The sequence below is a fragment of the Mesorhizobium sp. RIZ17 genome (assembly GCF_051127865.1).
GTDB lineage: Bacteria > Pseudomonadota > Alphaproteobacteria > Rhizobiales > Rhizobiaceae > Mesorhizobium > Mesorhizobium humile.
Genome location: NZ_CP147861.1, coordinates 1022501 through 1035824 on the forward strand (window position 1 = coordinate 1022501; position 13324 = coordinate 1035824).

General features: G+C 64.0%; 10 protein-coding genes. 2 read left to right on the forward strand and 8 right to left on the reverse strand.

Features of this window, described 5'->3' with window-relative positions:
- Positions 1-152 precede the first annotated feature (152 nt).
- Entirely contained in the window at positions 153-2132 is a 1980-nt protein-coding gene (locus WDX12_RS05000) for a M23 family metallopeptidase (protein ID WP_434724140.1), read from the forward strand.
- 51 nt (positions 2133-2183) lie between these two features.
- Here WDX12_RS05000 and WDX12_RS05005 read toward each other — a convergent pair whose 3' ends face one another.
- On the reverse strand, positions 2184-3737 hold the full coding sequence (locus WDX12_RS05005; RefSeq protein ID WP_434724141.1) for an MFS transporter: 1554 nt from the start codon (positions 3735-3737) through the stop codon (positions 2184-2186).
- Positions 3738-3894: 157 nt separating this feature from the next.
- Between WDX12_RS05005 and WDX12_RS05010 the strand changes: the two genes are divergently transcribed.
- Positions 3895-4527, forward strand: a complete 633-nt coding sequence (locus WDX12_RS05010; protein ID WP_434724142.1) for a TMEM175 family protein — start codon at positions 3895-3897, stop codon at positions 4525-4527.
- A 46-nt stretch (positions 4528-4573) separates the two neighbouring features.
- Here WDX12_RS05010 and WDX12_RS05015 read toward each other — a convergent pair whose 3' ends face one another.
- From WDX12_RS05015 to prfA, 7 genes are all read right to left on the reverse strand, one after another.
- Entirely contained in the window at positions 4574-4966 is a 393-nt protein-coding gene (locus WDX12_RS05015; RefSeq protein ID WP_434724143.1) for a lysozyme inhibitor LprI family protein, read from the reverse strand.
- A complete protein-coding gene (locus WDX12_RS05020; RefSeq protein WP_434724144.1) occupies positions 4963-6528 on the reverse strand; it encodes a L,D-transpeptidase family protein in 1566 nt (521 codons plus the stop codon). Before WDX12_RS05020 ends, WDX12_RS05015 begins: the two co-directional genes overlap by 4 nt.
- A gap of 193 nt (positions 6529-6721) precedes the next feature.
- Complete coding sequence (locus tag WDX12_RS05025) at positions 6722-7087, reverse strand: MmcQ/YjbR family DNA-binding protein (RefSeq protein WP_434724145.1); 366 nt, start codon at positions 7085-7087, stop codon at positions 6722-6724.
- Positions 7088-7201: 114 nt separating this feature from the next.
- A complete protein-coding gene (gene clpB / locus WDX12_RS05030; RefSeq protein WP_434724146.1) occupies positions 7202-9808 on the reverse strand; it encodes an ATP-dependent chaperone ClpB in 2607 nt (868 codons plus the stop codon).
- Between the two features lie 222 nt (positions 9809-10030).
- Positions 10031-11065, reverse strand: coding sequence for a DUF4167 domain-containing protein (locus WDX12_RS05035; RefSeq protein WP_434724147.1), 1035 nt, complete (start codon positions 11063-11065; stop codon positions 10031-10033).
- Positions 11066-11369: 304 nt separating this feature from the next.
- The gene (gene prmC / locus WDX12_RS05040; protein ID WP_434724148.1) at positions 11370-12248 is read right to left on the reverse strand and encodes a peptide chain release factor N(5)-glutamine methyltransferase; all 879 of its coding nucleotides are present in this window, start codon (positions 12246-12248) and stop codon (positions 11370-11372) included.
- On the reverse strand, positions 12241-13320 hold the full coding sequence (prfA, locus tag WDX12_RS05045; protein ID WP_320296756.1) for a peptide chain release factor 1: 1080 nt from the start codon (positions 13318-13320) through the stop codon (positions 12241-12243). The genes prmC and prfA overlap by 8 nt, the downstream gene beginning before the upstream one ends.
- Positions 13321-13324 lie beyond the last annotated feature (4 nt).

Below are 13324 nucleotides of genomic sequence, written 5' to 3' on the forward strand. Positions count from 1 at the left end.
ACAGACGACACGTGCGCCGTGCGCAGAACGCATGATTGGGGATATCGGCCCCGGCATGCCGTTTCGTTGACTTCAACCGCCGTGACAGGCAAATGTCATGGCCGCAACGATAACGACAAGCCGTTCGCCCGGGGAAGAAGCAGCCTTTCTGGATGCCAGACACGGAAGATGTCATAGCCGAACTCGGCAACGAGCCGCCGCTGATCGCGGACGGCCGCAGCGGTCCGCCGGACCGCCGCGAGGTCTCGGCCCGCTGGCTGTCGGGCACGTTCCTCACCGGCGTTACATCCAGTGTTTTGATGGGCGTAGCCTTGTTCGCCGCGCTTGATGGCCGCCAGCAGCTGGCGACCCCGCCCGAAATCGCCGAGCTCATCAGCCTTGCAGGCGGCGGCGATGATTCCGGCGAGCAGGCAAAGACCACCAGGCTGGTCGCGCCGCGCCAGATCGCCCGCGCAAAGGACCGGCGGCGCATGGAAGTGTCGATGGTCACCAAGGTCGGCGATCGCGACGTTATCCACACCATGCCTTTCGTGCAGGTCAAGATGGCGCTCGCCGCCGGCCACACAACCAACCGCCCCTACCCGCCATTCGACCCGATGCAGGTGTTTGGCGACGACAGCGACGACAATGCGCAGCCGGCAATGGCCACCGCGGTCGCCGGGCAGATCTACGGCGCCAAGGTCGAAAGCGAGATGAGCCTGAAGACGGTCGATTTCCCGATCGAGACGGCATCCTTCGACGAAAAGAGCGACCTTTCCGCCGACGAGGTGGAAAAGGTGGTGCGGGACGCCCGCAACGGCTTGAGCGACGGCGCCGTCCAGGTGGCGGCGCTGCATTATGTCGATCCGCAGCGATTCGGCGATGCCTTCGCCGAATCGATGGCCGGTTCCTATGACGTGAAGATCACGCAGGAAAACGTCTCGGTCGCGCCGCGCGCCACGCCGGACGATCAGACCCCGGCCTTCGCCGAGGAAATCATCCCCTTCACCAAGGATACCGATATCGCCGAGGCCTATGCCGATTCGGGTTACACGGGCGATGACGCCACCGGCATGGCGGAGGCGATCGGCAAGCTCCTGAACGCCCCGGCGCTGAAGGCTGGAACCGTGCTGCGCGTCGGCCTCGAAGTGCGCGGCGATGTCGCCAAGGTCGTGCGCACCAGCGTTTACGACAAGACCACGCATATCGTGACCATCGCCCTCGACGACCGCGGCCAATATGTGCCGGCGCAGGAGCCGGAGGCCAATCCCGAGCTTTTGACGGCGTTCGACGATTCGCAGCCCGTCGTGGTCCGCGGCAACCTGCCCAATATCTATGACGGCATCTACCGCACCGCTTATTCCTACGGCATGTCGAAGGCGATGACGCAGAAGCTGATCAAGCTTCTCGCTTCCGACGTCGATTTCCAGTCGCGGCTTTCGCCGGCCGACCGCCTCGAAGTGCTGTTTTCGCAACCCGATGGCGACGACCAGACCTCCGACAATTCCGAGCTCCTCTATGTCTCGGCGACCTTCGGCGGCCAGACGCGCAACTTCTACCGCTTCCAGATGCAGGACGGCAGCACCGATTATTTCGACGAGAATGGCTCGAGCGCCAGGCAGTTCCTGCTGCGCAACCCGCTGCCCAACGGGCGCTTCACCTCTGGATTCGGCGCGCGTCGGCACCCGATCCTTGGCTATGTGCGCATGCATACCGGCACCGATTGGGCCGCGCCTATCGGCACGCCGATCATCGCCGCCGGCAACGGCGTCGTCGAAAAGGCCGGCTGGGCCGGCGGCTACGGCAAGCAGATCATCCTTCGCCATGCCAATGGCTACGAGACCTCCTACAACCACCAGAGCGCTTTCGCCAAAGGCATCGAACCTGGCGTTCATGTCCGGCAGGGTCAGGTCATAGGCTATCTCGGCCAGACCGGCCTCTCCACCGGCCCGCATCTTCACTACGAGCTGATCGTCAACGGCACCAAGGTCGACTCGATGCGTGTGCGTCTGCCGGTCGGCAAGGTGCTGAAGGGCGACGATCTCGTGGCTTTCAAGCGCGAGCGTGAGCGCATCGATGATCTTCTGAAGCAGGAAGACGGCAACTCGCTGAAAGTTGCCAGCGCCAAGACCGATTCGCAGCTTCCGAACTAAGGGTGTCTTGATATTCAGGTGATGCCGGCCTGACCTGAATCTCAATGCACCTTAATCACGCGAATCGTTTGTCTGCCTCGGCCAGGGCGATGCCTGTCCGGGAACCGTGAACCAGGCGGTGAGCGAAGAAAGCACGCAAAGCAGCGTCGTGATTGCCGCGACCGCGGCGAAAGCCGAATCGCTTGCCGCGACTCTCGCCGCGTCGAGATTGGCGGCAAGCCCGGATGCGGGCGGCTCGCCGAAACCGGGTATCCCGGAGACATTGCCGGTCATCCGAGCGTAAACCCAGGCCGCCAGCGAGCCCATGGCCGCCACCGCGATCAGGCCGCCGACGCGCGAGACCGCGTTGTTGATGCCGGACGCGGCCCCGGTATCCTTGTCCTCGACCGACGTCATAACCGCCGTCGACAGCGGCGACACGACCTGCGCCATGCCAAGCCCCATCAGCGCCATCAGCGGAAAGGTCCCAGCCCAGAAATCGTGGATGCCGAAATGGGTGAGCAAGGCCAGGCCGGCGAAGGCGATGGCCACGACCATGCTGCCGCTGGCGATCGGGAAACGCGGACCGATCCTATCGGACCACTGGCCGACCGGTCCGGACAAAAGCGCGATCGATGCCGACAGCGGCAGGAAGATGAAGCCGACCTCGGCCTCGCTCAGCCTCCAGCCGGCGATCAGAAGCATCGGCAGGTAGAACAGATTGGCCGACAGCGCGAAGTAAAGGAAGAAGGTCGCCAGATTGGCGCCGGCGAAGGCCCTGATTCGGAACAGGCCGAGATCGATCATCGGGTCGCGCCGCCTGAGCTCGTAAAAGATGAAGGCAAAGAGCAGCACCACGCCGGCGACGATCGCCGGGCCCGACATCAATCCCGCGCCTTCGGCATTCATCGCCGTCAACCCGTAGGCGAGCAGGCCGAAAGCAAGCGTCGCCAGCGCAGCACCCCCAAGGTCGAGGCTGCGTTTTTCGGTCGGCTTGTCGGCCGGCACCTTGGCCAAAAGCAGATAGATCGAGATCAATCCAAGCGGCAGGTTGATGGCAAAGATCGCGCGCCAGACCCCATCGCCGAAAGTCGAGAGCACGAAGCCGCCGAGCACGGGACCGAGCGCCGTGGTCAACGCCGAAGCGGCAGCCCAAATGCCGATCGCCCGGCCGCGCTCCTTCTTCGGATAGGCCTTGGCGATGATGGCGAGGCTGCCCGGCACCATGATCGCCGCTCCGATGCCCTGGATGGCGCGGAAGGCGATCAACACAGCCGGATCGGGCGCCAGCGCGCAGGCAAGCGAAGCCGCGATGAACAGCGCGATCCCGGTCACGAAAGCACGCCGCAGACCGAACCGGTCGCCCGCGGCGCCCCCGGCCAGGATGAGCGCCGACAGCGTCAGCGCATAGGCGTTGGAAATCCACTGCGCCTGCGCCAGGCTGGCGCCAAGATCCACGCGCAACGCCGGCATGGCGATCGCCAGGATCGAACCGTCGATGAAGCCGAGCGCCGAGGCGAGGATCGCCGCGACCAGCACGAATTTTCGCTGCGTCTGAGGACAGAACGTACCGTTCGCCCGCGCGGGCGAATGCGAATCGGTTGTGGTTTCGTTCGCGGATGACATGAAGCTCTGCTTAGCCCCCTCGCGTGAGCGCAACAACAAGCCAGAGTATCGCTGTTCTTGAAACCAGAGACACTAACCGGGTGGCGAGGTGGGCTCATTCCTGATGCAAACCGCCGATCGCGTGCTAGGTTCCATCACCACGCATGGAGGGGAAGCCATGAAGCGGCCGCTTGAACCGTCGGCGGAAGGACGCGGACGCATCGTCGGCATAACCGACGGCGTCTTCGCCATCGCGCTGACCTTGATCGTGCTGGAGATCAGGGTGCCCTCGCACGAGGCGGTGCATTCGGAAAGCGAATTGCTCGTCGCGATCCTCGCGCTGGCGCCACGGTTCCTGACCTATGCGCTAAGCTTCCTGACGTTGACCATCTTCTGGTTCGGCCAGCAGGCGCAGCATGGCCTGATCGCGAAATCGGACCGGCGGCTCGCGACGCTCAATCTGTGCTTCCTTGCCTTTATCGCGCTGCTGCCTTTCTCCACCGACCTTCTCGCCGATTTTCTGGATTTCAGGGTCGCGGTGCTGGTCTATTGGCTGAATCTGCTGATGCTGGGCGTCACGCTGTTTTCAAGCTGGTGGTATGCCGACAGGAACGGCATGATCGCCGAGGAGGTCGACGCCGAGACGCGCCGCACCGTCTACAATCGCATCGTCAAGGCGCAGATCCTTTGGGCGATCGGTGCAGCGCTGTGCCTGATCACGCCGCTGCTCGGCATCGTCTTCATCCTGCTGGTACAGTTGATTTACGCCACCGCGCCGCGCAGCGCACTGCTGCGCCACATAATCGGCTGAAGGGCCGCCGACAACTCCACCGCGGCGCCGGACGAAGGCGGCCTGGCTATCCGTGGCCGTCGCGAACGCGCTGTTCCAGGGCGAGCGTGCGCTTGGTGATATCGTCCAGTTCGAACCCTTGCGAGAGCATGAACGCTCCCGATCCGGTGTCCGGATCGGCCGCAAGGCGATGTGTTTCCTTGAGATGATGGCGGAGCCAGGCTTTCTGTTCCGTTTGCAGCCTTGTGCGCCCTGCACCGCTCTCGCGATGCAGCAGCGTCAGATAGGCGGCATTCAGCCTGGCATCCCACTTGCCGATTTCCGCCTTCCCGCAGTCCAGCATTTCATCCGTGGCGCCGTTTGCGCGATCGACGCATGCCGCCATCTCGTCGTCCGACTGCGCGTATGCGGATTGGCCGACCATCAAAAGCAGGCCGGCAAGCGCATATCTCGCGATCACCGGAGCTCCTCAGGTTTTGCACCGACGTCCACGTCGCCGGGCGGATCCTGCTGCGCAATGTTGTCGGCCGAAGGGCCGCCTAAGAACTCCACAGTGACGCCCGGGGACACCAGCTTGGCAAGCTCGCGCGCATCCCAGTTGGTCAGGCGCACGCAGCCATGGCTCTCGGTCTTGCCGATCTTGGAGGGATCGGGCGTGCCGTGGATGCCGTAGGTCGGCTTGTCGAGGGCGATCCAGACCGAGCCCACCGGACCGTTCGGCCCCGGCGGGACGGTCAGGATCTTGTCGTTCTGGCCCTGCTTGAAATTGATGTTCGGATTGTAGGTGTAGTTCGGGTCGAGCGCGATGCGCGAGACGGCATGAATGCCGGTAGGCGAAGGCGTGTCGGCCGAGCCGATGGTGGCCGGATAGGCCGCGACCAGCTTGCCCCCCGCATCATAGGCGTAGACTTCCTTCTTGGTCTTGTCGGCGACGATGCGCGCCACCGGCGTCGACACCAGCCTGCCGAAATTGGCGACCTTGATGATCGTGCCCGGGCGATTGAAGTCCAAGCCCTTGTTGATCGACTTCAGATAGGTCTCGTCCATGTGGAAGCGCTCGGCCAGCGCCTCGGTGACCGAGGTGTAGCACATGCAGTCGAGCTTGGCCTTCTGGCTGTAGTCCTCGGGGATCGAGGCGAGATAGTGGCCGGCCGCATCCTCCGGCGTGATCGTGTAGGAGGCAAAGGCGTCGCCGCCGGATTGGGCAAGCGCCGCCTGGATGCCGACTTCATCGGTCGATTTCAAACTGGTGCCGTTAATCTCGTTGTAGGCGGCCAGCGCCTTGTCGACATTCGAGCCGAAGCGCCCGTCGATCACGCCGGGCGAGGCGCCGCCGCGATCAAGCAGCACCTGAAGTGCCGCCACGTCCTGGCGCACCCCGAGCGACAACGACGGATCGACGGTGGCCTTGCCGCCGGTGTTCGGCGGCAGCGAAGGCTCGGCGTCCGGATTGGTTTGCAGCACTTCGCCCTGGCCCGGCTGCTCCGGGTCGATCGACGCCTCGTTTAGCGGCTGGCGCTTGATGGTGTTGGACTTCGGCGCCTCCGGATAAGTGGTCGCATAGCCCTCATCGTTGTTGGGCGCCGGCGGGTAGGCATCGACGGAATTGTCATCGTTGGGGTCGTACTCATCGACCGGCGGCGGGATGACGCGGCCGTTCTCCTCCAGCTGCCGGCGGCGGAAGCGGGCCATGTCCTCGGGATTGTCGAGATAATAGCGGTCGTCGCCCTCGGCCGGTGCGCGGCCGAGTTCCTGCATGCGCATCTGCCGGCGAAGCGCGCGGCGATCGAGCCTGCTGCCTGGCGGCTGGATGGCGATGACCTTGCCGGTATCGGCGTCGACCAGAACGCGGTTGCCCCTGGCGTCGTAGTAGATGTCGATATTGCCTTCCTGAGCCAGCATCAGCACGCCGCGCTCGGTCGGGCGCACACCCTGGGCGCCATCCACGCTCGGCATGGCGAACGCACTTGAAGACACCAGCCCGGCCGCGAGTGCCGAAAGGGAAAAGATCAAGCGCAGCATGAGGGTCAAGCTCTCCGGTCGACTGGGTTTCTGGCGGGCGAACCCCTTCGCCAGCAAACCAGTTACCCAAGTTAAGGTTCCAACATGAACCGGGCATGAAGATGGCGGTTTTCCGGTACCTTGAGGAATATCAGCTAATGCATGTCGCGCAAAAGTGCGCAGCGGTTTTGCGAGAACGACATGCATAAGATCTCTAAGTCACGGCAAGCCCCAATTCCTTACGTGCCTGTTTGGTCAGCTTGAGGACGACCAGGCGATGGCTCTCGCGCAGATAGTCCTCGAGCGCCGCATCATCCATGCTTTGGCTTTTCTGACGCTGGATCCATTTCATGCCGCGCGAGGCAAGATAAGGCGCTGGGCGGCAGCCCGGCTGATCCTTCAGCACGTCATAGGCCATCTCGGAACATTTGAAGGTGACGAAGAGCTGCCCACCCTCGTTCCAGCCGCCAATGGCAAACACCTTGCCGCCGACCTTCCAGACATGGGCCCCGCCCCACTGGACCACATGCGTCGTCGCGGGCAGCGAGGCGCAGAAGCCGTTATAGTCTTCGAGTTTCATCGAGTTCTTCCCAGCGGTTCGAATCGGCAACCGATTATGCGCTGTCGCCGGGAATAACAAAGCGCGCCGCACCAGTCCGATGCGACGCGCTCTTTCGTTTCAACTTGCCCGAGATCAGGCGGCGGCTTCCGTCGCCACCACGGTCGGCTTCGAGCGGAAGTTCAACCGATCCGAGCCAGCCGTGACCTTGACGGTCGAGCCGTCGAGGATCTCGCCGAGCAGGATCTTCTCCGCCAACGGATCCTGCAGCTCCTTCTGCATCACCCGCTTCAGCGGCCTGGCGCCATAGGCCGGATCGTAGCCCTTCGAGGCCAGCCACTCGATCGCGTCGTGATCGAGCGACAGCGCGATCTTGCGATCGACGAGCAGGTTCTCCAGCCGCTTGAGCTGGATCTCGACGATGCGGTCCATGTCCTGCCGACGCAGCCGGTGGAACAGGATCACCTCGTCGACGCGGTTGAGGAACTCCGGCCGGAACGAGGCCTTCACCACAGCCATCACTTCGTCGCGCGCGGCGTCGACATCCTGGTCGTCTCTAAGGTTGACCAGATATTCGGCGCCGAGGTTGGACGTCATGATGATCAGCGTGTTGCGGAAGTCGACCGTGCGGCCCTGGCCATCGGTCAGCCTTCCGTCGTCGAGCACCTGCAGCAGCACGTTGAACACGTCGGGATGCGCCTTCTCGATCTCGTCGAACAGCACGACCTGGTACGGCCGGCGCCGCACCGCTTCGGTTAGCGCGCCGCCTTCCTCATAGCCGACATAGCCGGGAGGCGCGCCGATCAGCCGGGCGACGGAGTGCTTCTCCATGAACTCCGACATGTCGATGCGCACCAGCGCCGTCTCGTCGTCGAACAGGAAGCTGGCCAGCGCCTTGGTGAGCTCGGTCTTGCCGACGCCGGTCGGGCCGAGGAACATGAACGAGCCGATCGGCCGGTTCGGATCCTGCAGCCCGGCGCGGGCCCGGCGCACGGCCTTGGACACCGCCTGCACGGCTTCGCCCTGGCCGACGACGCGCTTGCCGATCTCGTCTTCCATGCGCAAGAGCTTCTCGCGCTGCCCTTCCAGCATCTTGTCGACCGGAATGCCGGTCCAGCGCGACACGACATGCGCGACATGGTCGGGCGTGACCACCTCTTCCACCATGCTGGTCTTGCCGTCCTGCGCTTCGGCTTCCTTGAGCTTCTTCTCGAGCTCCGGGATCTTGCCATATGCAAGCTCGCCGGCGCGCTGGAACTCGCCCTTGCGCTGCGCGATCGCCAGTTCGTTGCGCGTCTCGTCGAGCTGCTTCTTCAGGTCGGCGGCAAGACCGAGCTTCTGCTTTTCGGCCTGCCACTTCGTGGTCAGCTCGCGCGATTCCTCCTCGAGGTCGGCAAGCTCCTTCTCCAGCCGGGCAAGCCGGTCCTTCGAAGCCTCGTCCTTCTCGACTTTCAAAGCCTCGCGCTCGATCTTGAGCTGCATGATGCGGCGGTCGATCTCGTCCAGTGCCTCAGGCTTGGAATCGACCTGCATGCGCAGCCTGGATGCCGCCTCGTCGACCAGGTCGATCGCCTTGTCCGGCAGGAAGCGGTCGGCGATGTAGCGGTTGGAAAGCGCCGCCGCCGACACGAGCGCGGAATCGGAGATGCGCACTTTGTGGTGCTGCTCGTACTTCTCCTTCAGGCCGCGCAGGATCGAAACCGTGTCCTCCACCGTCGGCTCGTCGACGAAGACGGGCTGGAAACGGCGGGCAAGTGCGGCATCTTTTTCGACATGCTTGCGGTATTCGTCGAGCGTGGTCGCGCCGACGCAGTGCAGTTCGCCGCGCGCCAGCGCGGGCTTCAACAGGTTCGATGCGTCCATCGCGCCATCAGCCTTGCCGGCGCCGACCAGCGTGTGCATCTCGTCGATGAACAGGATGATGTTGCCATTGGCCGAGGTGACTTCGTTGAGCACGGCCTTCAGCCGCTCTTCGAATTCGCCGCGATATTTGGCGCCGGCAATCAGCGCGCCCATGTCGAGCGCCATCAATTGCTTGTCCTTCAGCGATTCCGGCACGTCGCCATTGACGATGCGCAGCGCCAGGCCTTCGGCGATGGCCGTCTTGCCGACGCCCGGCTCGCCGATCAGCACAGGGTTGTTCTTGGTGCGCCGCGACAACACCTGGATGGTGCGGCGGATCTCGTCGTCACGGCCGATGACCGGGTCGAGCTTGCCGGCGCGGGCGTCGGCGGTGAGATCGCGCGCGTACTTCTTCAGCGCGTCATAGCCCTGCTCGGCGCTGGCCGAGTCCGCGGTGCGGCCCTTGCGGATATCGTTGATGGCCCGGTTGAGCGCCTGCGCGGTGACGCCCGCCTTGGACAGGATGTCGGCGGTCTTGGCCGACTTCTCCATGACAAGCGCCTGCAGCAGCCGCTCGACGGTGACGAAGCTGTCGCCGGCCTTCTTGGCCAGGTCCTCGGCGGTCGAGAACACCTTGGCGAGCGGCTGGGCAAGGTAGAGCTGGCCGTTGCCGCCCTCGACCTTGGGCATGGCCTCAAGCGCCGCCTCGACGCCGAGCTTGACGTCGCGGACATTGCCGCCGGCGCGCTCGATCAGGGACGCGGCAAGGCCCTCGTCATCGTCGACGAGCACCTTCAGCATATGTTCGGGGGTGAATTGCTGGTGGTTGCGCGAGAGCGCCATGGTCTGCGCGGACTGGATGAAGCCGCGCACGCGCTCCGAGTATTTTTCAAGATTCATGTCTGTCTCCTTCCATCACCGGCCCGCTTTGCGGCACCGGATCAGATTGCGGTGACGGACCCGCTCATTCGAGCCGGGCCCTGTTCAGCGCAGATATGGTGTATGGGCCGCGGTCCCTCAAGATGCCTTGATGTCGATCAAAGCAGAATATTCCAGGCGCGCACGAACGAAAACGGCGGAGATTGCTCTCCGCCGTCTGCAATGCCTGGAATGGTGTTTCGATCAGTTGTTCGCGTCGGCGACGACTGGCTCGCCGGGCGCTTCGCTGGCAACCGGCGCCGGCTCGCTGGCGACAGGCTCGCTCGCCGGCCTTGCCTCTTCGGCGGGCCTGGCATTGACCTCATCGCCATTGCTCACCGCGCTAGGTGCTTCGCCCGACTTTTCCGGGCTCGCGCCTTCAGGCTGGTCGCCCTGTTCGCCACTGGCCTGGTCGGCATAGCTGCCGCGGGGACGACGCGGACGCCGCGGGCGGCGGCTGCCGCTGTCCTGGGCGGCTTCATTGAGCTCGGCCTGAGCGGCAAGGGCTGCTGGCGAGAAACTGTCGAACTGCGGCGCCTGTTCAGGCGCGGCGCCGGCTTCCGCGGAAGCTTCGGGCTGCGCCTGCGCCTCATTGCGGCGGTTCTGGTCGAACTGCTGGCCGCCCTGCTCGCCACGCTGGCTGTTTTCACCGCGCTGGCCGCTCTGGCCATACTGACCGTAGCCGCCGTTGCGGCGGTCACGGTGCCGGTCGCGGCCATTGTTGTCGCGCTGCCCACCATCCCGCTGACCACTGTCGCGACGGTTGTTGTTGTCGCGGCCGTTTTCCTGGTTGTAGGCGAGTTCCGCCGGCGTGCCTTCGATCACCGGCTGCGGCCCTGAACCGTTCGCCGCGGCCGGCGCATCGGCACTGTTGTTGCCGGCATTGTCGAACTCCTCGCGATCCTCGTCGAGATCGTCGTCGAAGTCATCGCGGTTCTGCTGGACGTTCTGGATCGGCATCTGCGCCTGCGCTGCAGCGATGATGCGATTGTAGTGTTCGGCATGCTGGAGATAGTTCTCCGCCATCACCCTGTCGCCGGAGCTTTGCGCGTCACGGGCGAGTGTGGCGTATTTCTCGGCGATCTGCTGAGCCGATCCGCGGATTTTCACATCCGGGCCGTTGCTCTCGTAGGTGCGGGTCAGGGGGTTCGGCCCCTTGCGGTTGTTGTTGTTGTTGCCACCGCCGCCGCCATTGTTGTTGCGACCGCGCATGCGCCTGTTCTGCTGTTGTGGCCTCATTAGACTCTCTTCATAGTGAATTTTCGAAAAAAACTTCACGAACGGAGGCGCTCATGCAGCCAGCCGTTTCGTTTCTTCACCGGCGTTCGCCCGCATCAATTGCGTTGGCGCCACGTGCCATCCTGTTCCGGTTACATCACTTGCCGGATGATTCCCGCACGAAGCTTGGGCGTCGTTTGCGCAAGAAGGCAGCTATTTCCAAGGAAAACCGAATCGCTGGGAGCACTGCCTGCTTCGTCTCATCCGGTTGAGCCGGACCCTAACTGCATTCCCCGGTATTGCCAAGCGGTTTTTTCGCACTGCATCAGGGCTTTCGCCGCTCGAACACCAGAACCCTATCATTACCGGCGAGGTCGCAATGTGCGGCGTTTAACGTATAGCCGGCCGCCGCGAAGATCCCGCTGACCTCGTTTTTCTGCGTGTGGCCGATCTCGACCGCTACCTTGCCTTGCGCTTCCAGAAATGCTGCCGCTTCGGCGGCGATGACCCTATAGGGGTCCAAACCATCCACACCGCCATCAAGGGCCCGGTGCGGGTCGAAATCGCGGACCTCGTCCTGCAGATTTCCAATGTCTCGAGTGGGTATATAGGGAGGGTTCGAGGCAATTACATGGTAACGGCCCGAAACTTTTTCGAACCAGTTGGAATGCAAGGCTTTGAAGCGTTCGCCGAGCCCCAGATCCCGGGCATTTCCGGCCGCGGTCGCCAGTGCATCGAGCGAAATGTCGATGCCCGTCGCGGTGGCCACCGGGACGGCGCCGAGCAGGGCCAGCGCGATGGCGCCGCTGCCTGTGCCTAGATCGAGAATACGGCATTCGCCTAGCCTTTCGGCCGTTGCCCGGGCGAAAGGCAGGACGGCGTCGACCAGCGTCTCGGTGTCCGGCCGGGGCTCGAGCGTCTCCGGCGAAAGCGACAGGCGCAAGCCGTAGAATTCGCGGTAGCCGAGGATGCGATGCACCGGCTCGCCTGCGACGCGACGCCTCAGGGCCGCTTCGATGGCCGAAAGCACCGAAGAACTCACCTTTTGCTCCGGTTGGGCAATGGCCTGGGTGCGGCTCGCGCCGGAGAAATGCTCGACGATCAGCCGGGAATCGAGCGCCGGATCGGCAATACCGGCGGCGTCCAGGCACTCGCGCGCCGCCCTGAGCAGCGGCCCGAGCGCGGCGGGCAGTTGGTCAGCCATCGAGGCTCATGTCGGCAAGCAGCTTCGACTGATGATCGGCGATCAGCGCGTCGACCACCTCGTCGAGCTCGCCCATCATCACCCGGTCGAGCTTGTAGAGCGTAAGGTTGATGCGGTGGTCGGTGACGCGCCCCTGCGGGAAATTATAGGTGCGGATGCGCTCCGACCGGTCGCCCGAGCCGACCTGCGATTTGCGCGACTCCGAGCGTTCCTCGTCGGCCCGGCTGCGCTCCAGGTCGTAGAGCCGCGCGCGCAGGATCTGCATGGCCTTGGCCCGGTTCTGGTGCTGCGACTTCTCAGCCTGCACCACCATGATCCCGGTCGGCAGATGAGTGATGCGGACCGCAGAGTCGGTGGTGTTGACGTGCTGGCCGCCCGAACCCGAGGCGCGCATCGTGTCGATGCGGATGTCTTCGGGCCGGATCTCGATGTCGACCTCTTCCGCTTCCGGCAACACGGCAACGGTTGCCGCCGAGGTATGGATGCGCCCGCTGGCTTCGGTCGCCGGCACGCGCTGCACGCGATGCACGCCGGACTCGAACTTCAGATGGGCAAAGACACCCTTGCCGGAAATGGTGGCGATGATTTCCTTGTAGCCGCCGGCGTCGCCGTCACTGGCCGACACCGTCTCGAAACGCCAGCCGCGCTCCGCTGCGTAACGTTCGTACATGCGAAACAAATCGCCGGCGAAAAGCGCGGCTTCATCACCGCCGGTGCCGGCACGGATTTCGAGGATGGCGTTCTTGTCGTCGGCGGCATCCCTGGGCAAGAGCAGGATCTGGATGTCCTGTTGCAGCGCCTCGATACGTTCGTCCACGCCCGGCAGGTCCGCCTCGGCCAGCGCCCGCATCTCGGCATCGGTGCTCTTGTCGGCAAGCATCGCCTTGAGATCGGCCTGCTCCTGTTCGGCTGATCGCAACGCGCGGACCTTGGCAACCATCTCCTGGATCTCGGCATATTCCGACGCCATCCGAACATAGGCCTCGGGCGCCGGCCCGGCCGACATCTGCGCTTCGAGCATCTCGAAACGCTTGACGACTTGATCCATGCGGTCGCGGGGAAGGTTGATCATGGCG

Bases quoted from the DNA above. Each gene is read 5' to 3' on its own strand.
- WDX12_RS05000 (WP_434724140.1), top strand. From the start codon at position 153: ATGCCAGACACGGAAGATGTCATAGCCGAACTCGGCAACGAGCCGCCG.
- WDX12_RS05005 (WP_434724141.1), bottom strand. From the start codon at position 3,737: ATGTCATCCGCGAACGAAACCACAACCGATTCGCATTCGCCCGCGCGG.
- WDX12_RS05010 (WP_434724142.1), top strand. From the start codon at position 3,895: ATGAAGCGGCCGCTTGAACCGTCGGCGGAAGGACGCGGACGCATCGTC.
- WDX12_RS05020 (WP_434724144.1), bottom strand. From the start codon at position 6,528: ATGCTGCGCTTGATCTTTTCCCTTTCGGCACTCGCGGCCGGGCTGGTG.
- WDX12_RS05025 (WP_434724145.1), bottom strand. From the start codon at position 7,087: ATGAAACTCGAAGACTATAACGGCTTCTGCGCCTCGCTGCCCGCGACG.
- clpB (WP_434724146.1), bottom strand. From the start codon at position 9,808: ATGAATCTTGAAAAATACTCGGAGCGCGTGCGCGGCTTCATCCAGTCC.
- WDX12_RS05035 (WP_434724147.1), bottom strand. From the start codon at position 11,065: ATGAGGCCACAACAGCAGAACAGGCGCATGCGCGGTCGCAACAACAAT.
- prmC (WP_434724148.1), bottom strand. From the start codon at position 12,248: ATGGCTGACCAACTGCCCGCCGCGCTCGGGCCGCTGCTCAGGGCGGCG.
- prfA (WP_320296756.1), bottom strand. From the start codon at position 13,320: ATGATCAACCTTCCCCGCGACCGCATGGATCAAGTCGTCAAGCGTTTC.